This is a genomic window from Fischerella muscicola PCC 7414, from assembly GCF_000317205.1.
Classification (GTDB): Bacteria; Cyanobacteriota; Cyanobacteriia; order Cyanobacteriales; family Nostocaceae; genus Fischerella; species Fischerella muscicola.
Window position 1 is genome coordinate 1 of sequence record NZ_AJLK01000060.1, and the last position, 21,262, is coordinate 21,262.

22 protein-coding genes, 1 other RNA gene and 1 pseudogene are annotated in these 21,262 nt (G+C 42.9%); 6 read left to right on the forward strand and 18 right to left on the reverse strand.

The genetic code is table 11. The features are described 5' to 3' along the window. Positions 1 to 24 precede the first annotated feature (24 nt). Positions 25 to 681, reverse strand: a complete 657-nt coding sequence (locus UYI_RS0108605) for a DUF6391 domain-containing protein (protein ID WP_016866271.1) — start codon at positions 679 to 681, stop codon at positions 25 to 27. Between the two features lie 804 nt (positions 682 to 1,485). Beyond that, positions 1,486 to 1,752, reverse strand: coding sequence for a photosynthetic electron transport-dependent transcriptional regulator PedR (gene pedR / locus UYI_RS0108610; RefSeq protein ID WP_016866272.1), 267 nt, complete (start codon positions 1,750 to 1,752; stop codon positions 1,486 to 1,488). A 456-nt stretch (positions 1,753 to 2,208) separates the two neighbouring features. Here pedR and UYI_RS0108615 point away from each other — a divergent pair, with 456 nt between their 5' ends. Beyond that, positions 2,209 to 3,189 carry a carbohydrate kinase family protein gene (locus UYI_RS0108615; RefSeq protein ID WP_016866273.1) on the forward strand — a complete coding sequence of 327 codons (981 nt, stop codon included), beginning with the start codon at positions 2,209 to 2,211 and terminating at the stop codon, positions 3,187 to 3,189. A 273-nt stretch (positions 3,190 to 3,462) separates the two neighbouring features. Here the strand turns inward: UYI_RS0108615 and UYI_RS38810 are convergent. Both UYI_RS38810 and UYI_RS0108630 read right to left on the reverse strand, forming a co-directional pair. Then, positions 3,463 to 3,558 (reverse strand): annotated as a pseudogene (locus UYI_RS38810) (DNA-binding protein); the annotation flags it as partial. A gap of 110 nt (positions 3,559 to 3,668) precedes the next feature. Further along, on the reverse strand, positions 3,669 to 4,154 hold the full coding sequence (locus tag UYI_RS0108630) for a gluconokinase (protein WP_016866276.1): 486 nt from the start codon (positions 4,152 to 4,154) through the stop codon (positions 3,669 to 3,671). Between the two features lie 186 nt (positions 4,155 to 4,340). On the opposite strand from UYI_RS0108630, the gene UYI_RS0108635 reads away from it, so the two are divergent. After that, on the forward strand, positions 4,341 to 5,300 hold the full coding sequence (locus UYI_RS0108635; RefSeq protein ID WP_016866277.1) for a hypothetical protein: 960 nt from the start codon (positions 4,341 to 4,343) through the stop codon (positions 5,298 to 5,300). Here UYI_RS0108635 and UYI_RS34645 read toward each other — a convergent pair. Next, positions 5,249 to 5,590, reverse strand: a complete 342-nt coding sequence (locus tag UYI_RS34645) for an HIT family protein (protein WP_235147924.1) — start codon at positions 5,588 to 5,590, stop codon at positions 5,249 to 5,251. The two genes, UYI_RS0108635 and UYI_RS34645, sit on opposite strands and share 52 nt — an antisense overlap. Before the next feature lie 26 nt (positions 5,591 to 5,616). Beyond that, positions 5,617 to 7,107 (reverse strand): site-2 protease family protein, encoded by a 1,491-nt coding sequence (locus UYI_RS0108640; RefSeq protein ID WP_016866278.1) that lies wholly within the window; start codon positions 7,105 to 7,107, stop codon positions 5,617 to 5,619. A 154-nt stretch (positions 7,108 to 7,261) separates the two neighbouring features. Between UYI_RS0108640 and UYI_RS0108645 the strand changes: the two genes are divergently transcribed. Further along, on the forward strand, positions 7,262 to 7,948 hold the full coding sequence (locus tag UYI_RS0108645) for an MBL fold metallo-hydrolase (RefSeq protein WP_016866279.1): 687 nt from the start codon (positions 7,262 to 7,264) through the stop codon (positions 7,946 to 7,948). A 110-nt stretch (positions 7,949 to 8,058) separates the two neighbouring features. Here UYI_RS0108645 and ctpA read toward each other — a convergent pair whose 3' ends face one another. Further along, the gene (ctpA, locus tag UYI_RS0108650; RefSeq protein ID WP_016866280.1) at positions 8,059 to 9,306 is read right to left on the reverse strand and encodes a carboxyl-terminal processing protease CtpA; all 1,248 of its coding nucleotides are present in this window, start codon (positions 9,304 to 9,306) and stop codon (positions 8,059 to 8,061) included. 545 nt (positions 9,307 to 9,851) lie between these two features. On the opposite strand from ctpA, the gene petB reads away from it, so the two are divergent. The 3 genes from petB to UYI_RS0108665 all read left to right on the forward strand — a co-directional run bounded on the left by petB (position 9,852) and on the right by UYI_RS0108665 (position 12,333). Beyond that, the gene (petB, locus tag UYI_RS0108655; RefSeq protein WP_009456992.1) at positions 9,852 to 10,499 is read left to right on the forward strand and encodes a cytochrome b6; all 648 of its coding nucleotides are present in this window, start codon (positions 9,852 to 9,854) and stop codon (positions 10,497 to 10,499) included. A gap of 272 nt (positions 10,500 to 10,771) precedes the next feature. Beyond that, complete coding sequence (gene petD, locus UYI_RS0108660) at positions 10,772 to 11,254, forward strand: cytochrome b6-f complex subunit IV (RefSeq protein WP_016866281.1); 483 nt, start codon at positions 10,772 to 10,774, stop codon at positions 11,252 to 11,254. 635 nt (positions 11,255 to 11,889) lie between these two features. Beyond that, positions 11,890 to 12,333 (forward strand): ATP-binding protein, encoded by a 444-nt coding sequence (locus UYI_RS0108665; protein WP_016866282.1) that lies wholly within the window; start codon positions 11,890 to 11,892, stop codon positions 12,331 to 12,333. A 241-nt stretch (positions 12,334 to 12,574) separates the two neighbouring features. Here the strand turns inward: UYI_RS0108665 and ssrA are convergent. The 11 genes from ssrA to UYI_RS0108715 all read right to left on the reverse strand — a co-directional run bounded on the left by ssrA (position 12,575) and on the right by UYI_RS0108715 (position 20,713). Further along, positions 12,575 to 12,963, reverse strand: a transfer-messenger RNA (tmRNA) gene (gene ssrA, locus UYI_RS34650). 142 nt (positions 12,964 to 13,105) lie between these two features. Next, positions 13,106 to 14,053: a F0F1 ATP synthase subunit gamma gene (locus UYI_RS0108670; protein WP_026085831.1), complete on the reverse strand. Its 948-nt coding sequence runs from the start codon at positions 14,051 to 14,053 to the stop codon at positions 13,106 to 13,108. Positions 14,054 to 14,153: 100 nt separating this feature from the next. Beyond that, entirely contained in the window at positions 14,154 to 15,674 is a 1,521-nt protein-coding gene (gene atpA / locus UYI_RS0108675) for a F0F1 ATP synthase subunit alpha (RefSeq protein ID WP_016866284.1), read from the reverse strand. Positions 15,675 to 15,781: 107 nt separating this feature from the next. Further along, positions 15,782 to 16,336 carry an ATP synthase F1 subunit delta gene (gene atpH / locus UYI_RS0108680; RefSeq protein WP_016866285.1) on the reverse strand — a complete coding sequence of 185 codons (555 nt, stop codon included), beginning with the start codon at positions 16,334 to 16,336 and terminating at the stop codon, positions 15,782 to 15,784. Next, entirely contained in the window at positions 16,333 to 16,884 is a 552-nt protein-coding gene (locus UYI_RS0108685; protein ID WP_016866286.1) for a F0F1 ATP synthase subunit B, read from the reverse strand. Before UYI_RS0108685 ends, atpH begins: the two co-directional genes overlap by 4 nt. A 156-nt stretch (positions 16,885 to 17,040) precedes the next feature. After that, positions 17,041 to 17,472, reverse strand: a complete 432-nt coding sequence (locus UYI_RS0108690; RefSeq protein ID WP_009457000.1) for a F0F1 ATP synthase subunit B' — start codon at positions 17,470 to 17,472, stop codon at positions 17,041 to 17,043. Beyond that, a complete protein-coding gene (locus UYI_RS36675) occupies positions 17,465 to 17,635 on the reverse strand; it encodes a hypothetical protein (protein ID WP_016866287.1) in 171 nt (56 codons plus the stop codon). Before UYI_RS36675 ends, UYI_RS0108690 begins: the two co-directional genes overlap by 8 nt. Positions 17,636 to 17,669: 34 nt before the next feature. Beyond that, positions 17,670 to 17,915, reverse strand: a complete 246-nt coding sequence (gene atpE, locus UYI_RS0108700) for an ATP synthase F0 subunit C (RefSeq protein ID WP_009457001.1) — start codon at positions 17,913 to 17,915, stop codon at positions 17,670 to 17,672. A 115-nt stretch (positions 17,916 to 18,030) separates the two neighbouring features. Further along, positions 18,031 to 18,786: a F0F1 ATP synthase subunit A gene (atpB, locus tag UYI_RS0108705; RefSeq protein WP_016866288.1), complete on the reverse strand. Its 756-nt coding sequence runs from the start codon at positions 18,784 to 18,786 to the stop codon at positions 18,031 to 18,033. Positions 18,787 to 18,884: 98 nt separating this feature from the next. Beyond that, on the reverse strand, positions 18,885 to 19,343 hold the full coding sequence (locus tag UYI_RS0108710) for an ATP synthase subunit I (RefSeq protein WP_016866289.1): 459 nt from the start codon (positions 19,341 to 19,343) through the stop codon (positions 18,885 to 18,887). A 179-nt stretch (positions 19,344 to 19,522) separates the two neighbouring features. Then, positions 19,523 to 20,713 (reverse strand): class I SAM-dependent methyltransferase, encoded by a 1,191-nt coding sequence (locus UYI_RS0108715; protein WP_016866290.1) that lies wholly within the window; start codon positions 20,711 to 20,713, stop codon positions 19,523 to 19,525. Positions 20,714 to 21,262: the final 549 nt, after the last annotated feature.

Sequence of the window (21,262 nt, forward strand, 5' to 3'; positions counted from 1 at the left end):
ATCTCCCCATCTCCCCATCTCTTCCTACTCCTCCCGCCAGCATACTTTTACAAAATACGCCTCCTGTCCCCATACATCTGTTGTACGCGTTATGTTTTCAATTTTCAAATTAAAGGGAATGGCAGTTGTGATGTATCGTTGTGCTAAAGCACCTACATCAGGGGCTAATTCTGCTGCTGTCGTTGCTGCCAATCCTAAGCCTACGAGTTGTTCTATTATGCCTGGTGGTAGCAATATATGCATACCGACAGCAAATCCTGCTGTCAACAGCATTGCTACTGATGCATTTGTACCGCAGCGAGGATGTATAGCTAAATGCCATTCCCCATTGATCAATCGATGTAAGGCAAGTGTGGCTGCACGCCGCAAGTCGCTAATATTTACCTCTCCATAAAGGTAGAATCCTTGCTCTGTGGACAATCCACCCAAGAATTTGTTATCTACCTGAACATTAATGGAGGTGAATGTGGAAGGATGGGTACTTTTTGATTCGCTCAGCACCCATACTGTAGCATGTTCTAAAGCATGAACCTGCCGGAGCATGAGAATTTCTTTCAACCCTGGGATAAAAGATAGCTGTTTAAGTAACTCAGCATCTAACGTGGGCTGAGGTGCTGTTAAATCAAAATTAAACAAGTCCAAGGGAAACCCATCTATTTTGGCTTCAGCAAAATTATTCATAAGAACACTGCTCCCTAAGCTGATGGAGCAATATATATTTCTTTCAAATGTACCCTTTCAGCCTATAGATTGTTGCTAATTTTTGTTGACTGTGACAATTTTGAATTTTGCGAAAAGTTTGTAGACACGAAGTAGCTTCCCGAAGGGTGCGGAGGTTTCCTCCGTACTCTAACCTTGAAGCCTTCGGGTACTCTACCCTACGCTCACGCCTTACGGCGTACGAGAAGCCGGGCTTCGCCCGTCTACGGGGGTTCGCATACCCTTACCGTAAGCCTATGAGCGCGTCTACGTGACGGGAAGCCCAGCCACTGCGGTGGACTCTTCTCCTGGCATAAAGGAGCCACTGCGCCCTTGGGGGTTCCAAGAGAGCACGTGGCGTCACGTGCCGTCCAAGACTGCGACCCCCTCACCGCCCTGCGGGCGTCTACAAAGCAGCGTCCCGGAGGGAACCTCAAAGCTTTTCAAGACGGATTTTGGATTGAGGTTTGCAGTTAATCTCAAATCACAAATCTAAAATCCAAAATTGATTGGCTAGGGGCTAGGGGCTAGAGGTAATAGTAATTCACAATTCCCAATACCCGATGCCAATGCCCAATGCCCCATGTCCAATACCCTCACTCGTACATTCGGGATGCTTAACCTGGCATATATTATTCTTATACTTGGCTAAAAACTGTCCCTAACCTTAACCAATCTTCCAGTAGTCTGTGGGGCTGAATTTTGAAAGGTTCACACTTAACATCAGGCGTGAGGAGAAAACGAACAAAGACCGATCAAAATGGGCTTGACAGCATACCAGTAAGTTTATTCATTATTTGGATTGGGCAAAGGACAGCAGTTTACATCATTCAAGCAGACTTTGCCCCAGTGCAAAGCCCAGCGGACAAGAGCTACTCGATTGTCTGTACCAGTTTTGGTGAGAATGTTGCTGATATGGTTATCAACTGTACGCTTGCTAATTTCAAGCTTTGCTGCAATTTCCTGATTAGTTAAGCCAGCGGCCACTAAGTCGATAATTTGCAGTTCTCTGTCTGACAGACTTACAGGGGTCTGAGACTCGCCACCAGCCATGCTTTATTTCTTCCTCCTTGGTATATGTACTCAATCACTCTTTCTCATTCTAGAAGATTCTTTTGCTGGTGGGGGTTTCGAGTGTTAGTATTAATACTCTTTTCACAAAGTGTGTAGAAAATTGGGAAGTAGAATTAGCAATTAGGAATGAAAAATTTATATTTAACTTAACCCCTTACCCCTTTGTCCATCCAAAATTCCTACCCCTCTAGCTCCTTTTTCTGTAAATCTTTTTTTGAAGGGACAGTTAGTAATTTTTTTAAAGGTCATTGATTTGATACAATTTATAATAAAAAATGGTGATTATACCGAAAAAACGTATTTTTAGCAAGCGCATCAAAAACATATTTAGAAGCAAAAAAAAAGCTGTTTAATTGTATTAAATATCGCCGCCAAAATAATAGAAATTATTGTAGATTTTTTACTGGAAAATCATCTTCCAAAATTTGAATTCAGATGAGTAATCCCCGTGTTTTGTGCCTGGGTGAAGTTTTGTTTGATTGTTTAGCTGATCAGTTGGGGCGATCGCTTGAGGAGGTGGAGTCCTGGACTCCTTATCCGGGGGGAGCACCAGCTAATGTAGCCTGTGCCTTAGTAAAGCTAGGTATACCAACGGGATTTATTGGTTGTGTAGGTGAAGATCAGCCAGGTAATGAACTGGTAGACTTATTGCAAAGAGTCGGTGTAGATACAACTGGTGTACAGCGCCATCCTACAGCACCGACGCGACAAGTTTACGTGGTTCGCTCTCTCGAAGGCGATCGCCATTTTGCCGGCTTTGGACAGTACGACACTACAGAATTTGCTGATACCCGCTTGCTAGCTAATCAATTGCCAATCAAGCTATTTGAAGCAGCAGATTTTCTAGTTTTAGGTACTTTGGAATTAGCTTATCCAGAAAGTGGCAAAGCAGTTCACCGCGCTTTGGAACTAGCGGAAGAATATAACCTCAAGGTTTTACTGGATGTAAATTGGCGTCCTGTATTTTGGACTAACCCTGACATCGCACCGCAAACAATTCGCGCCTTATTCAAACAAGTCGATTTTCTCAAACTCTCACTAGAAGAAGCCGAATGGTTGTTTGATACTAAAAAACCCAGGGAAATTTTAAACCGTCTCGACTCCGTTGAGGGTGTGATAGTGACTGATGGGGAACACGGTTGTGCTTACTCGTTTGAAGAACACGACGGTAAGTTACCCGCCTTTGCTGTTACTGTTGCTGATACAACTGGAGCAGGAGATAGTTTTGTTGCTGGGTTCATCTATCAAGTGCTTATGCATGGGATCAAAAGCTTGAGCGATCCAGTAAAAGCTAAACAAATAGTCACCTATGCCAGTGCTGTCGGAGCATTAACCACAATGAAACCAGGAGCGATCGCATCTCAACCAACAAAAGAGGAAGTGGAAGCTTTTTTGATTCAAGAAATAGGGGTGTAGGGGAAAGCAAAGCACTTACACCCCTCTAAAAGGCCTTGATCAAGGTTGGTTTTACTTCTGGCTCAGATATGCCAGTAACCAGAGGGCAAACCGTTCTAGCCCAACTAGTACAGTAATGATACCAAGTTAAGCAATGAATCCCGTGATGCCTCTCGTTTCATATTTTTATACTGCGTTTGTTCCTGTGGCGATCGCTACAATGTAAAGAATTATTCATGATTGTTAACCTTAACTTTACTTCAGAGTTTGAGGGGAAGAAGCTGTTTTCTAAACTAGGAACTGATATTTTTCACCATCAAATGTTAATCGACCAATAGGAAACCAAGAGCGACTTTTTAGATATTGCCAAGCTAAAAATAGAGTTTTCATGGTAGGGTGTTTCGCAATTTTAGCAACCTACTTTGATCTAATTCCAATATCTTTTGTGCAAATTCAATTGCTGTTTGTGATATCCGTTCGCATGGAATTATTAACATAGATTAAATCCCCAAACTCTCCCGAATATTTTGCACAATTACCTCTGGTGGTGCTGAAATATCTACATATAAAGCATCTACAGGTTCTTCAAGGGTATCAAACTGACTTTTAAGGAGTTTTTCGGACATAAAGTGATTTTGACGCTGATTCAGGCGTTTTTGAATTAAATCAAACGAGCCTTTGAGATAAACCAACTTGATACGTTCATCACCGATGAAAAAATACTGACGATAGCTAGCTTTGAGTGCAGAACACGCCAGTACTACATTTTGATTGTCTTCCAACCATTTTTTGATCGCTGCTTGTATGTCTTGCAGCCAGGGTAAGCGATCGCCATCATCTAGAGATATACCACGCCGCATTTTATCGATATTTTGAGGTGAATGGAAATTATCAGCGTCGCTCAATTCCCAGCTCAAAGAATCTGCTAATAGTTTAGCGATGGTGCTTTTACCGGAACCGGAAACACCCATGACAAGAATTACCATTTATTGTTTGTGTTCTTGCTGGTACTAATGTACTTATACTAGTAAAAACAATTTACTTTACTAAGCTTACAAACTTTTAGAAATTACACATAGTCCTTAAAAGTATCCGTAGCTAGAGACTAAGCCCCTTGTAAGGCTGTGGGAGTGTAAGTGCTTTCCTTTTCCCTACACCCTATTTCTTGACACATGGCTAAATCACACAAAAAGGAAGAAATCTTCTCTATCCTTTCTCAAATTCCAGAAAATCCTACCACTGAAGAAGCGATCGCTATCTTGCGTCAAGTCCTCAATAGTAAGTATTCTGTTGCTATTGCCAGAGCCGCAAAGATAGCGGGTAAGTTTGCTATTGTTGAGCTGATTCCCGATTTGGTAGCAGCTTTTGCTCGCATGATGGTCAATCCTACGGTGACAGATGGGGGTTGCTTAGCTAAAAAAGAAATTGCCCAAACACTTTACTACTTAGAATACAGCGACGAAAGCTTGTTCTTGGAAGGTATTAGGCATGTGCAGATGGAACCAGTTTGGGGAGGTAAAGAAGATACTGCTGCTCATCTACGGGGAATATGTGCCTTGGGTTTGGCGAGGATGAACTACGCTGATGTGATGAACGAACTAGCAGATTTGCTGGCTGATCCCAAACCAGAAGCTAGGGTGGCGGCTGCAAAAGCGATCGCCTACAGTAACAATTCCCAAGGTGTACCATTATTGCGTTTGAAAGTCCGCCTTGCTGATCCAGCACCTCAAGTTCTCTGTGAGTGTTTCACAGCCCTGTTGCAACTTGCTCCCCAACAGTCACTCCCTTTGGTTGCTAGTTTTCTATTTGCCCCAGAAGAGCAAGTTTGTGAATTAGCAGCCCTAGCGTTGGGTGAATCAAGATTGGATGCAGCATTTGCTACTCTCAAAAGCTGGTGGGAACAAACAAAAAATGCAGAACTATCTCGAACTGGACTGTTAGCGATCGCCATGTTGCGAAACGAACCAGCTTTTGAGTTTCTAATATCACTTATTGCAGAAGGAAAACACGTAGACGCTCAGAATGCGATCGCTGCTTTGAGTATTTATCAAAATGATTTGGAACTGTGGAAACGAGTTCGTCAGGGAGTGGAACAGCGAGGAGATATTAGGTTACTGCAAGAGATTGAGTGAATCTCATAGTTCATCTTGATCGGCTGCATAATCTCAGCTACAGCTTTGGAAGTTGTTTGCATATCTCGGATCAATGCAGCAGCCTCTTCAGTAGTCAAATCATGTATTTCGATTACATGTCGTTTGAGAACTAGACAGCAGTGACCTTTCATGGGAGCATCTTCAACACTAGTTAGGTATGATGCTTTTAATTCAGCAACAATGCCAAAGGGCTTACTATTTTGGCATACTGGACAGAACTCGCTACTTCTCAATCGCTGCCATTCTTCAGGATTTACCCATTTACTCATAATCTGGATCTGATTGATATGCAAATTTAGATCTGCAACAAATTCGCGATCGCCTGTGGTAATGGTAGAATAATCATCACTAACAAAGCCATTGCGAACAATCCCCAAACATCACGTTGGTTGTCCAGTTCAGTGACATCATTTAAAGCAGGTTCATCCATTAGGGGTATAAACAACAAGATTAGTGCCCACAAGAAAAATCCTGGTTGCACTAAAGATAACAACAGCAACAGCAGACGCGCAACTTGACCAATTAAGATAGCGTTTCTTTGCCCAAACATTGCATGGACAATGTGACCCCCATCTAACTGTCCCACTGGCATCAAATTCAATGCAGTGACGATCAGTCCTAAACAAGCAGCGACAGCTACTGGATGTAAATCAATAGCTGATTGTGGTGTTAATTGACTACCCAAAGCCAGCTTGGAGAGCAGTGCTAGCAAAATAGAATATTTGGGATTGAGCGCATCAGGATTTAATAGTCCTGTTTTTTCTTCTGGGAAATTCACAACGTCAGAGTGAGCTAAACCCCAAATCAATAGCGGTAACGTTACCACAAAACCTGCCAAAGGCCCAGCAATACTCACATCAAATAAAGCTTTACGGTTTGGTACAGGACTACGCATCTTAATAAATGCACCAAAAGTTCCCAAGAAAAATGGCATGGGAATAAAGTAAGGCGGAGTTGAGCGAATTTTATAGCGTCTTGTCGCCATTAAATAGTGACCGAGTTCGTGGACACCCAAAATAAACATCAAAGCTAGGGCGTAGGGTAATCCTTGCAAAATCAGACTTGGATTAGATTGAAGTTGGCGGATTGTCAAATCAAGACCAGCAATTTCTACTCCAACCTTAGTAGTTGTTACCAAAGTGGCTAATAATAGTAACAATGCCCAACCAATTTGTTTTAATTGTTCTTCTTGTCTAGGTGTATTAGCCTGAGTAACTAGAGTATTAGGAACAAGTACAAAGAAGGGTTTGCCATTGACACCTTCTTGAAAGAACACTAAAAATCGACCTGCAAATTTTGTTTCTATATTTTCTTTAATTTGTTGGTACGCTTCGGTTGGTTTGCTTCTTAACTGCCCTCGGCAAATTACAGCTTGAGGTCTATACTCTATATTCTGGATGTAATATAAAGACCAAGGAAAACAATCTCGCAGTTTTTGTTCTTCGTTTGGCTGAATCGGACGCACGGGAGTTGGTTCTGGACTGGGCACTGTTGTGGGTTCTGTTTGTGGCGCTTGAGCTTCAGTTTGTTTGTCTTGTTGCGGTTGGCGTCCCCATTGAAATAGCACCCAGTATAAAATAGGACAAATGACTAATGGCCAAATCATTAGTGATCGCGGTAGTGGTTGTTTCTCTCCATACATTACTGTCCATCCTGTCCACAATATTGCTGGAGTCATTAATACCAACCACAATAACCAGACGGGCGTCTGGGTGAGGCGAGCAACACTACGTTGCACCATTAGATAAGTAATTAGTCCCAGTAGAATCAGAAACCAAACTGTCATGTGATTTTTGTTGATTTTGAAATGTCAGTCCAAACTTGTGGTCAACCGCACCACTATTATTGCCACAAGATAGACACTATCCCGCTTTTTTATTTAGAGAAGTTTTATACTTAAACCGGATTTGTCAAGACTCCTCAAGGAAATTGTTTTTCTCATGTGTCCCTTGTCTCAAGAATCAAATCATACAGCCAAGCCACCACAGGAAGTCCTAGATAATATTTTTGCATTTCCGCCAAATCGGGACACACTAGGGGGAACAGCTTATTTTATTGTCGGAAATGAAGGCAACATTCTGATTGATTGTCCTGCTTTTGACCAAACTTACCAAGATTTTATGCGATCGCATGGTGGTATAAGTTGGTTATTTCTCACCCACAGAGGTGCTATTGGTAAGACAGTAGAATATCAGCAAACCTTCGATTGTAAAGTTTTAATTCAAGAGCAAGAAGCATATCTCTTGCCTGAGCTAACTGTAACTACTTTTAGTCAGGAATTTGTCCTTGATTCCATCACAAAAGTGATTTGGACTTGTGGGCATTCTCCCGGCTCATCTTGCCTTTATTATAGTAAGTTTGGAGGTGTGCTGTTTTCTGGACGTCACTTACTTCCCAACCAGCAAGGCGAGCCAGTTCCATTACGAACAGCTAAGACTTTTCACTGGCATAGGCAAATCAAAAGCATCAAAATGCTTTTAGAACGATTTACTCCAGAAACACTTCAATACATTTGCCCCGGAGCAAACACAGGTTTTCTCCGAGGCAAACGTGTAATAAATAATGCATATGAACGCCTAGCCACTCTAGATTTAGCAACACTATTGCAGACGCAAGCCATATTTTAAAGGGATAGGGGATTAGGAGGAGACAAGGAAGAATATATCAAAATATTTTCCATGTCCCTGTCAAAGAGTGTCCCTTTGTCCCCCTTGTCCTCCTTTTCCCCTTTCCCCAGTTAACCCGCCCCACCTGCCAGCACAGAGTGTTGTGTCAGCACTTCCATTGCTGCTTGATATTGCAAGTCAGCTTCTGTACCAATCTGTTCGCGAGTAATTGGCACAGAGGCAATTATTTTGTCTGGTTTTATACCTAATTTATTAATGTCTCTATGGTTTGGGGTTTCGTACTTGGCGATGGTAACTGCTAAACCAGAACCATCGGATAATTCAAACAAGGATTGAATTAAGCCTTTACCAAAGGTAGTTTCGCCTACGAGTATGGCACGACCGTTATCTTGCAATGCACCAGCGAGGATCTCACTAGCACTAGCTGTGCCTTCATTCACTAGAACAACTAGTGGATCATTTGTGAGTGCTGGGCCAAATGATTCAAAGCTGCCTTGAATGCCTTGACGATTGGCTGTGTACACGATCGTACCAGAATCTAACCACAAACGTGCAACTTCAATTCCTGCTTGTAGTAAGCCTCCAGGGTTATTTCGCAAATCTAGAATATATGCAGATGCACCTTTTTTTTCTAAACTATTAATGGCGTGTGCCAACTCCGTAGCAGCATTAGCATTAAATTGAGTGAGGCGAATATACCCAAATGGGAGTCCTCCTGGAGTATTTTGTAACTCTGCGACCACAGGGTTTAAAGAAATGCGATCGCGCATCACTCGAAACTCTTTCTGCCCTTCTCCGTCCCGTTCGATAACTAACGTGACTAAACTACCAATTGGGCCACGCATTCTAGCAGCTGCTTCATCAAGTGTAAGGTTTTGTGTAGCAACACCTTCTATTTTGACAATGCGATCGCGCGGCTGGATTCCCGCTTTTTCTGCTGGTGAGCCTGCAATCGGAGCTACTACTTCCAAACCGCCTGTCTGTTGATTTAAAGCAATTTGCAAGCCTACCCCAGTCAGTTCTCCAGAAGTATTGACCTGTAAACTCCGGTATTGCTCTGGATCTAAAAAACGAGTGAAGGGGTCATCAAGGCTTTTGAGCATTTGCTGAATTGCTGTGTATGCTGCTTTTTGGTCTGGGAGAGATGCAGAAAGAATTTTTTGCCTCACAGCTGCCCAATTTTGATGATTAAACGTGTCATCTAAATAAGTACGGTTTACAATTCGCCATACTTCTGATACCAGCTTTTGTTCTTGAGTCAAAGCCATTGCTGGTTGACAAAAATTGCAAAATCCTAGCCAAAACGCGACAAAAAGTGACAATGCAACCCGAAAAACCTGTTTATGCATTAACCCCATTTTTAATCCCACTTTTTACCCAAAATTGCTTAGTTTAGACACAAGTAACTTAATTTTGACCTCTTACAAAAGTCGGGTAAGGAGAAAGGGGAAAAGGCAAAGAATCTTTACCCTTTAACCTTTACTCTCTTACTTTTGCAATCGGTATATGAAATCTATCTGTCGACTATGTTACTTTTTTTATAGAAGTGGTGGATTGGGAAATCAAGAGGTTTAATCTCCTGATTCGGTGCAAATCCCCCTCTACAAACGATAAAATCTACTTTGTGTCCAGCATTTTTTGATTGGGTGCAAAGAGAACGCAATATATTCCATCTTTGCAGAGTGTTAAGTTTTTTTAAATTTATTAACACTCTTAAGGCTCATCAACAAACGAGCTTTTCTCCTCTTTGCTAAAGGAGATTAGGGGGATAGCGGACTGAGGCTTAGCAACTAAGCCGGATGACTCCCGATTCCCGATTCCTGATCCCTACTCCCCAATCACCAATCCCCGGTAAGTTGGGAGATTTATTAACCGCGATCGATTTCTAGGAACTTGAGATTGTATGGCCAACGTTTATGACTGGTTCGAGGAGCGCTTGGAGATTCAAGCGATCGCTGATGACGTCACCAGCAAGTACGTCCCTCCCCATGTCAACATCTTCTACTGCCTGGGTGGAATTACCCTCACTTGCTTTTTAATCCAGTTTGCCACTGGATTTGCCATGACATTCTACTACAAGCCAACTGTAACGGAAGCTTATGCCTCTGTGCAGTACATCATGAATGAAGTGAGCTTTGGTTGGTTAATTCGCTCCGTCCACAAATGGTCTGCCAGCATGATGGTGCTGATGATGATTCTGCACGTATTCCGGGTTTACCTCACTGGCGGCTTTAAAAAGCCCCGCGAGTTAACCTGGGTGAGTGGAGTCATCCTAGCGGTAATTACCGTTTCTTTTGGCGTCACCGGCTATTCTCTGCCTTGGGACCAAGTTGGCTACTGGGCGGTGAAAATCGTTAGCGGTGTACCAGAAGCAATTCCCGTAGTTGGCACCTTGATTTCTGAACTGCTGCGCGGCGGTTCTAGCGTTGGACAAGGAACACTAACTCGTTACTACAGTGCCCACACCTTTGTGTTGCCTTGGCTAATTGCCGTCTTCATGTTGTTTCACTTCTTGATGATTCGCAAGCAAGGGATTTCCGGTCCATTGTAATTTGAGATGGGGGTGAAGCATTCTTTGTGGCAGTTAGCCTACCAGCCACAGAGCTTGAAAGCATGAATGCTTCTCCCATAAAGTCATCAGGTACTGACTTTCAGTTTTCAGATTCAGTTGTTTGTTTTAAACTGAAATAAAAAATAACAAGCTTATTGACACATAGAAGACAAAAAAACAAACAGTTGCATCTTAAGCTGAAAGCTAGTGCCTGAAGCTCGAGGCTTAAACAAATGCTTTAACTCGATGTCAGCAGGAGAGCACATAAAAAAATGGCAACACTAAAGAAACCAGACCTAAGCGATCCTACCTTAAGAGCCAAACTAGCCAAAGGTATGGGTCATAACTACTATGGCGAACCCGCTTGGCCCAATGACCTACTCTACGTCTTTCCAGTTGTAATCATGGGAAGTTTCGCTTGCATTGTGGCTCTAGCAGTATTAGATCCTGCTTTGGTTGGAGAACCAGCAAATCCCTTTGCAACACCACTAGAAATTTTGCCAGAGTGGTATTTGTACCCTGTATTCCAAATTTTGCGCTCAGTTCCCAACAAACTCTTAGGAGTATTGTTGATGGCATCTGTACCTCTGGGACTGATCCTTGTTCCCTTTATTGAGAACGTCAACAAGTTTCAAAATCCCTTCCGTCGTCCTGTAGCAACAGCAGTTTTTCTTTTCGGTACTCTAGTTACCCTCTACTTAGGTATTGGTGCTACTTTCCCATTGGATAAATCTTTGACTTTGGGATTGTTCTAAACTCAGTACCATAAACCTAATTTGACGCCTGTGGGTTTTCTCAACAAGTGCGGATGTACTTTAATTGAGAAGTCTACAGGTGTCAATTTTAATAATCTAGTTTGCGTTTTAGATTTGTAAGTTTTTCTGATTTTAAATTTTGGATTACAATATTATTCCAAAATCTATAATCTATAAAATGATAGTAGATATAAATAACTGGAATCTAGTTAAACATAAATGTCATGGTTAATGATAGCAGCTGGTTTCAGGTTATCTTGCGTTATTGGGACTAAATAATATCATGGTTAAACTTGACCTTATAGTCTTTAGTAATTGGTGAGTCTCTAAATAACATATGACAAGCAACTAGGAAAGTTGGTAGTTGTTGGTGAGCCAGCGCGCAGAAAAAGAGGTTTCCATGCTAGGTGTCTTATGCCGGAAGACCATTTTTACAGAAGCCACTGTTCGTCCTACGGCAGTCGCTTATGGGAGGCTTTATGTTGGTGTAAAAACTACGGTTGTTGCTCTTCGCTAAATGCCATCCGTTTAAGGAAGCTTCAACAAGTAGGGTTATTTCTAACAAAAAAACAAAACATATTTATGCTGATCTTCTTACAAACATTTTTCAGCCATATACATATATGCCAAGGCCAATGCTTAGCATAGTGCAGCAAGATCATTTGAGTGTGAAGAGCGAACTCAAGCTTCTAAACCGGGTGCAACAGTGGTTTGAACAATTCTGTTTGCAACATTTATCTAAACTTGATTGGTCAGAAGGTCAACTTCATCGCCTTAACCTAGCATTAGCAGAAGGTTTTACTAATGCCGTCCGCCATGCTCATCATACCCTCCCTCCAGAAACAACCATTGATATAGACGTTTCTCTATGGATGGATCGACTAGAGATTAGAATCTGGGATTATGGCAAACCTTTTAATCCTGATGCGATCACTGAACCAGAGCCAGGTACTCTGCAAGTCGGTGGGTATGGATGGTTCCTACTGCGACGCTTGGTTGATCAAGTTGTCTACGAACGTGGCGCAGATGGTAGGAATTGCTTGCTGATCGTTAAGTATGGTCTACAAAGGCAGCAATAAGGTTTTTGTTTAACTTTATATTTCAAATAGTTAGTAGTAAATACATATAAATCTTTAAACTTGGCGAGCGCTGCAAATAAGGTGCAGCACAAGAGTGTTTTCAAATCTTGAACTGCGAGTTTCCATTAACATTATTTAATATTCCTTATATAAATTAAATAAATATTGAAGCGATCGCCAGCAATCAAATATTTTATAAAACAAAATCCACCTATAATTCAGGTGGATTTGCTTAATTATTTAGTGGATCCGAGCAGAGTCGAACTGCTGTCCAAACTGGGTATTGACCCCCCGCTCTTTCACAGGCTTAGCCTTTCTTACCCTCAAGGCGGGGAACGTTCATTATCCCGAACGGTAGGATGCTCTGGTAAAGTCTTTGCTAACAAGTCCACCAGAGGGAACTTATCAGCGCATCCGTTGGGGTTTGCCTCTAGCCCTTAACGGAGTCAGACTAGAAGCGCTCGAACCTATAAGAGGCTATTAGGCAGCTACAAGAGCTTCCTTACGAGCAAATTTTACGATGTTGTTCGCATTTACTTTTTTTTGAGCCTTGGATTTACGAGAGATGACTCACTCTCGACCTGAATCACAGGGTAGCTTTCGCCAGCCTGTCAAAACCGGTACGGACCCATGAAGTTCACATACTCTTATTATACTGTGCAGTTTTGAAATGTACCACTTGGAATTTTAGATTTTGGATTTTTGATTTTGGATTGAAAATTCTGTACTAATTCCCATCTAAAATCTAAAATCTAAAATCTAAAATCTTTTCTTATGTAAGTGCTTCAGCACCGCCTACAACCTCAAGAATTTCCTGAGTAATAGCGGCTTGCCGTGCTTTGTTGTAGGACAGGGTAAGGTTATTGATCAATTCACCAGCATTATCGCTGGCATTGCTCATGGCTGTCATGCGAGCGGCCAGTTCGCTAGCTGAGGATTCTTGTAATGCCCGTAATAGTTGGTTCGTCAGATACAGAGACAGCAGAGAATCCAAAATTTGGGTTGGATCTTGCTCGAAGATCATGTCGCGGGGTAGGGGACGAGTCTGAGTAGTGACTTTCTGCCGTTCGACTTCAAACTGACCACCACGAGTGGTGAGACGGAAAATTTCGTCATCTGCGGTTTCTAAACCTTGGGGGTCGAGAGGAAGCAGGGTTTGTACTACTGGACGGGAGCTTACCAAAGAGACGAAGCGAGTGTAAATCAATTCGACGCGGTCTACGCTTTCTGATAGGAACAGGGAAAGCAATTCATTGGCAATATTAGAAGCTTCTGTGGCGGTGGGGATTTGTTCTAAACCAGTATAAACCGCATCGATTGGTTGATTACGACGTTGGAAATACTGTGTAGCTTTTCGTCCTACCAGTACTAATTTATAATCTACGCCTTCTGCTTTGAGTTCCTTAGTGCGAGTTTCCGCCCGTTTGATGACGTTGGTGTTGTAACCACCACAAAGACCGCGATCGCCTGAAATTACCAATAGCCCTACTGATTTGACTTCCCGTTTTCTAAGTAAGGGTAGGTTAGCGTCTTCAAACCGCAGACGAGCTTGTAAACCGTAGAGTACTTGTGCCAAGCGGTCAGCGAAGGGGCGGGTGGCTAATACCTGCTCTTGGGCACGACGCACCCTTGCAGCAGCCACCAGCCGCATGGCTTCTGTAATTTTTTTGGTATTTTTAACCGACTGAATGCGATCGCGTATTGCTTTGAGATTAGCCATAATCTTTATGAATTGGTAATTGGTAATTGGGGAAAAGGTAATTGGTAATTGGGTAAAAGGTTTTACCATTACCCATTACACATTACCTATTACCCATTTCCTATGCTGTTGCCAAGAAGGTCTTTTTGTATTCGTTGATTGCTTCTTTCAAAGCTGCTTCTTCGCTGTCACCTAGTGCTTTTTGGGTTTGCACACCTTGGACATACTGTGGTTTGCTGGTCTTTAAGTATTCCCGCAGACCCTTAGCGAAGGCTGTGACTTTAGCAGTAGGAATGTCGTCCAAATAACCGTTTAGACCAGCATAGAGAATGGCTACTTGCTCATATACTGCTAGAGGTGAGTTTTGGGGCTGTTTGAGGAGTTCCCGTAAACGCTGACCCCGTGCTAGCTGATCCTGAGTGGTTTTATCAAGGTCAGAAGCAAATTGAGCGAAAGCTTGTAATTCGTCAAACTGAGCCAACTCTAGCTTTAACTTACCAGCAACTTTCTTCATCGCCTTGGTTTGAGCGGCAGAACCCACACGGGATACAGAAATACCAGGGTTAATAGCAGGACGAATACCAGCGTTAAACAAGTCAGAAGATAAGAATATCTGACCGTCAGTGATGGAAATCACGTTGGTGGGGATATAAGCAGATACGTCACCTGCTTGGGTTTCGATAATCGGTAGGGCAGTCATACTGCCTTTACCCAATTCATCACTTAGTTTAGCTGCCCGTTCCAACAAGCGGGAGTGGAGGTAGAAAACATCTCCAGGATAAGCTTCCCGTCCGGGTGGACGACGCAACAGCAAGGACATTTGACGATAAGCTGCGGCTTGCTTGGAGAGGTCATCGTAAATTACTAGGGTCGCTTTGCCTTTGTACATGAAGTACTCAGCAATTGACGCACCAGTGTAAGGAGCCAGGTATTGTAGGGACGCAGGTTCACTGGCGTTAGCAGCAACAACAACGGTGTAGTCTAGGGCGCCTTTGTCTTGCAATGTTTGGATGACGTTGGCGACAGTAGAAGCTTTTTGACCGACTGCCACGTAAACACAAATTACATCTTCTTCTTTCTGGTTAATGATAGTGTCGATCGCGATCGCTGTTTTCCCAGTCTGACGGTCACCAATAATCAATTCCCGCTGACCACGACCGATGGGAATCATCGCGTCGATCGCAGTAATCCCGGTTTGTAGGGGTTCGTGTACAGACCGACGAGCAACGATACCAGGTGCTGGCGATTCAAGCAAACGGCTTTCGGTGGTTTTGATTTCACCTTTACCATCAATCGCACGACCCAAAGCATCGACAACACGTCCAATCAAGGCTTCCCCTACAGGAACCTGAGCGATTTTGCCTGTAGCTGTAACGGTACTTCCTTCTTGAATTGAGTGACCTTCACCCATCAACACTACACCAACGTTGTCTTCTTCTAAGTTGAGGGCGATGCCGACTGTACCATCTTCAAACTCTAACAATTCCCCAGCCATGGCCTTTTCTAGACCATAAACACGGGCAATACCGTCACCTACTTGTAAAACTGTACCAACGTTAGCAACTTTGACTTGTTGGTCGTATTGCTCGATTTGTTGCTGAATAATGCTGCTAATTTCGTCAGGTCTGATGCTAATTGCCATTTGTCTATCTTGCTTTTTGGTGAGACAACAGGAGTTAAGAACTTATGAACTATGAATACTCAAAATTTTTATAATTCATAATTCACAATTCACACAATTCATAATTTTTAGGCGCTTGTTAAGCGCAAAGACAGGCGACGCAGTTGACCCCGCAAACTAGCGTCAATTACCTGAGAACCTACTTTAATAATGACACCACCAATAATGTCAGGGTCGATTTTGGTTTCTAGTTCTACTTCGCGAGCATTGGTCATGGCAATGACCTTTTGTTTTACTGCTGAGGCTTGTGCTTCACTCAGAGGAACAGCAGAAACCACTTCTGCTAACACTGTTTGTTTGAGCTGCCGTAACAGTGCCAAATATTGTCGGCAAATTTCTTCCAACAACATAATGCGCCGTCTATCTACCAACAGCATTAAAAAATTACGGAAATAAGTGTTAGCACCTTCACCAAGAATCCGGTTGAGAACTGCTTTTCTATCTTCAGCCTGGATAAAGGGGTTGTTAAGAAACTTTTGTAGCTCATCACTGCTAGACAACAAGTTCAGCAAAGCACGAATATCTTCGCCGAACTCTTCTGTCAAATTCCTGGACTGGGCTACTGACATCAAAGCCTCTGCATAAGGCAGGGCTATTTCTCCTAATCCTGCATTGCCTTTCATCTGTTGCCTCCCAGTAGCGCGATACTACTATCAATCAATCTTTGTTGAGCATCGTCGCCAATTCCACTGCGGAGTTCCGACTCGGCTTTTTGCAATGCCATTGCCACTACCCGTTGCCGTAGTTCGGCAAATGCTCGCTCTCTTTCTGTATCTAAATCGCGGGCGGCTGTTTCTTTCATTCGTTCCACTTCCTCTGCTGCCCGCGCTAAAATTGCTTCACGAGCTGAGCGAGCGTTTTCTTCGGCAGCTTTGCGAATTTGTTGCGCTTCTGCTTGTGCCTGAGTCAACTTTTGTTGTGCGTCGGAAAGTTGGGCTGCTGCTTCTTTGGCACGTTCCTCTGCTTCCCGAATTGCAGTTTCAATATTTGAGCGTCGCTCGCTGAGGGTGTTACTGATAACTTTACGCCCAAAGTAAAATAAAACACCAATTAGAATTGCCAGGTTAATTATATTGGTTTCAAGAATATTGAAGTTTAGACCAAAACCGCCTGGCGATTCTGCTTCTGCCGCCTCTGTGGCTAATAACAAGACACTTCCTACAATACCCATCTACAACTGCGCTGCTCCCTTGCTAATCGTAAGTTAGAACTTTTCCCAAAGGAAAAAAGTGTCCATGCGTGACACTTAATTCAGCGCTCACCGGACAAAAGCCCCGCAGCGCATGTACTTTTTGGAACCTAATATTGTCAGATGTCAACAATCACTTTATTTGACTAAAGAAGGTCCCAAGAGTTTTTCTAAAATCTGCCTGCTGAAGGCATCTACCTGTTGCTCCAAGGAACTTAAAGCTTCCTGCTTCTGCTGTTCTATTTCTTGAGCCACTTGTTCTCGTTGCGCCTGAGCTTCTTTTTGTGCTTCAGCGATTTTCTCGGCAGTAATTTTTTGAGCTTCAGTCTGAGCTTGAGCAATGACATTTTGAGATTGCCTACGGGCTTCCGCTAGCTGTTGCTCATATTCCTTGGTCAATCGCTCGGCTTTAGCCAAGCGTTCCCGAGCTTCAAGGTTATTCGTTCGGATGTAATTATCGCGATCGTCCAGTACCTTGGTCAATGGCTTGTAGAAAATCACATTTAAAACAGCTGCCAACAGCAGGAACTGCAATGCCATCAAGGGCAAGGTAGCATCGAAATCAAACATTTCTCTCCTTTTTGGCTGTAACAGCAGTTTTTGTGGCTAGCAATATTGATTTACCTTTGATTAAAGGTAAATCTAGACTCAGAGACGTGATACCAAATTGGGATAATTTAGTATCATTTTGAGATTTTCGCCAAATCTCAAATCCAAAATTGGTATGAGTCATCACGTCTCCAAAAATCACGGAAAAGTTTTAGAGATTAAGCAAATGGGTTAGCAAACAGTAATACCAACGCAATCACCAGACCATAGATTGTCAGTGATTCCATAAACGCCAATGTTAACAGCAGTGTACCGCGAATTTTTCCTTCTGCTTCTGGCTGACGGGCGATACCTTCTACTGCTTGACCTGCGGCATTACCTTGACCAATACCAGGACCGATAGCAGCTAAACCAATTGCTAAAGCGGCAGCGAGAACTGAAGCAGCAGAAATCAATGGATCCATGTTGATTTTCCTTACCTTAAGTAAAAAACAAACGGTTTGCGATTTTGTTTCTTAGAGTTGGAACTGAATTTAATTTCCAGTCTTCAACATCTAATCATTACATCAACTGAGGACTCTAATGTTCCTCATGCTCTTCCCCACCATGTCCCTCCATTGCCTCGTGAATATAAGCTCCTGCAAGGGTAGCAAAAACCAGGGCTTGAATGGCGCTGGTAAACAAACCAAGAGCCATCACCGGCAGAGGAACAAATAGAGGGACTAATAGAACTAGTACCGCCACCACTAATTCATCCGCCAATATGTTTCCAAAAAGACGGAAGCTTAGGGAAAGAGGTTTGGTGAAATCTTCTAGAATCGCGATTGGTAATAGAACCGGTGTTGGTTCGATATACTTTTTAAAGTAACCCAGACCGCGCTTGCTAAAACCAGCGTAAAAGTAAGCTAAAGAAGTCAATAACGCCAGTGCTACTGTCGTATTGATGTCATTGGTTGGAGCGGCCAATTCACCAGATGGCAGTTTGATGAGCTTCCAAGGAATTAAAGCGCCCGACCAATTTGATACGAAAATAAACAGAAATAATGTGCCGATGAAAGGCACCCAAGGACGATACTCTTTCTCACCTAGCTGGTTTTTAGTCAAATCCCGAATAAATTCTAGGGCATATTCCATAAAATTCTGTATGCCACTAGGAATTCTTTGGACGTTTCTAGTAGCGGCAATTGAAGCCACTACTAAAATGGCAATCACAAACCAGGAGGTAAGAAAAACTTGTCCATGTAGTTTTAGATTACCCAATTGCCAGTAGAAATGATGTCCTACTTCTAATTCGGCAAGGGTGAAGGAATTGAAGAAGTTCAGAAAATTGAGCATTTTCTTCCCAAATCAACTAATTCTCCAATGTTAAGCTGGAGAACAGAAACTAGAAGCCTGGTGTGGATTTACTGAAGGCAAACTCACATTGAGCCTTTTTAAGGTTTTGGAATATTTGGCAAGCCAGAGATAAAAGCTTCTCTAACTACATAAAAGATGAGCGTGGCTTTATATGTCAGAAATCCCAAAAATATGGGCATGATTTGCAGTTCATTCCACCGGGATGCCAGCAGAATTATCACTACTAACAGGGCAAACCGATTTTTATTCAGCTGCCGCTTTTGTGGGCCTAAGCGCTCAACATCTTTTGCCAACATCCTCATGTAAAGCATACCCGTAAATGCCCCAAGAAGATAATTGAGGGCAATATTTAGGGAATAAAAAATCCACACAGAGATAAAAACAATCCCCGTCAAGACAAGCGTGATTAGCAAAAACTCTTGATAGAGTTTATAAAACTCTTGCATAGAGTTTACTGGTTCTGTGTCCTCAAAACCAGGCATTGAATCTTGTCGTGTTGTCGGTGTGGGATCAGTTGATTGATCAGACAAGCTCACGGGACTTGAAACCAGTACAGCTAATTATGTTGACTGCACATTCAGCCAGCTAAATCATATCACGATCAGGTAACAATACTTTAGAAAAAAACAATTAACTTAGTCATTTGTTTAGTTGTTGGTTGTTGGTTGTTAACTGTTCCAAACAACAAACAACAATCATCACCTCTAGATATTGTTCAGGTTGGTGTTAGCATGAGCAATTGGTCTTTTAGGAGCGATCGCACTTGCTTTAAATCTAGCTGCACAACAACATCATCCCGCAAAATTTCTGCTACTGTTTTCTTCCCCTCACAGGCTTGCAGAAATTTTAATTCGGATTCCGATAAGTGTACGATTTGGTAGTCGTAATTGAATACACACTGGCTCGGAAACCCATCTATACAGGGATTACGCTCAGCAATTGCTGCCATTAAAGAATCATCATTTGACCAGTCGGCTTTGGTGATGGGTAGACGACCAAGAAAAAATTCGTAGTGGGTGACTTCTGGGTCTAGCAATTCTATGAGACGGTAACGTTGGCGATCGCTCAATTCACCTGCCCTGACCATCAATTCCGGTGCTTTGCCCAAAAGTCGCTCCAATTGCCAGAAACCAGGATTTGAGAAGCCGATAAACTCTAATCCGGAAGCGTCGATGAGTTCAAACAGCGTGTCTATATTGTAATCAATTTCTTGAGGATGGACATACATGTCAGCAAAGCATTCATCTCGCTGATTTTCCAAAGACCAACGCTCTCTTTCTCGCTTGACAATTCTGTTGTTTTCTGGTAGACAGGCAAATATCTGTCGCCCTACTTGGACACCATCACGATAGTCACCGCGTTTTTCACCTTGAATCAGGGCGATCGCTTTTTGCATGAGTTGAATTTCCCAGCGTCCTAGTTCCCCGTACACAAAAATATGCATTAAGCCGCCTGGAGCTAGTTTACTCGCCAAGGCTTGAATACCGCGAATCGGGTCGCCCAAGTGATGCAGTACACCCACACAGTTAATTAAATCAAACTCACCCGAAAGCTGTGCCACATCGTAAAGACTGAGGTGATGGAACTCGACACGATTCGCTCCTGAGCGTTTGCAGCGTTCTCTGGCGACATCCAAAGCACCAGCACTCAGATCAATCCCGACTACAGAAGCATGAGGATTGAGGTGAACTAAATACTCTGTTCCTACTCCTGTACCACAACCAGCATCTAAAATGCGGATGTCTTGCCTTTTGGGTTTTTGCCCAGTGCAGAAATTATAAGCGGCTAGCCAATTCCAGCGCCAGTTGTAGCCAGGAGGTGGCTCATCCAGCAACGGTTCTGGTGGAAAAGGATAGGTATCGTAGAGTTTCGCGACAGCAGTACTAACAGTTTGGGAATCGGACATAACAAGCTTTCATGGCAGCATTTTTGAGTTTAACGCTTGTGGTTGTCAAATGCGATCGCGTACTTTATCGCTTGAAAATGGGTGTGGGCATGTAAAGGTGTGGGGGAGCCACTGCGGTGGACTCCTTTCCCGGCATAAAGGAGCCACTGCGCCCTTGGGGGTTCCAACAGTTGTAGTACGTGGCGTCACGTGGCGTTGTAGGGGAGAACAACACTTTCATGGTTGGTAGTAAAATTTTTTCATCGGGACTGCCTCCTGCCTTCTTCTTCAAAACTCATATCTCCTACAAAATCTTTGTATTTTGGGGGTTCGTTACCTACAGATACAAAACTTAGATTTTTTCTCAGAAAACCAAAACACTCACCTTCAAGATTTGATACATCAACGCTCCAGTTTCTACATACTTCTTAATAAAGCCCCTGATAAATCCCAAAACGTTCTAATCTAAAAGCTGACTGGGTTAATTTTTTCTGGCAACTTAGCAGGCGACACAGGGGGAGCATGAATATACCGATGTGTCAAGCCCTAAAGTGACCCAGACTTAACACA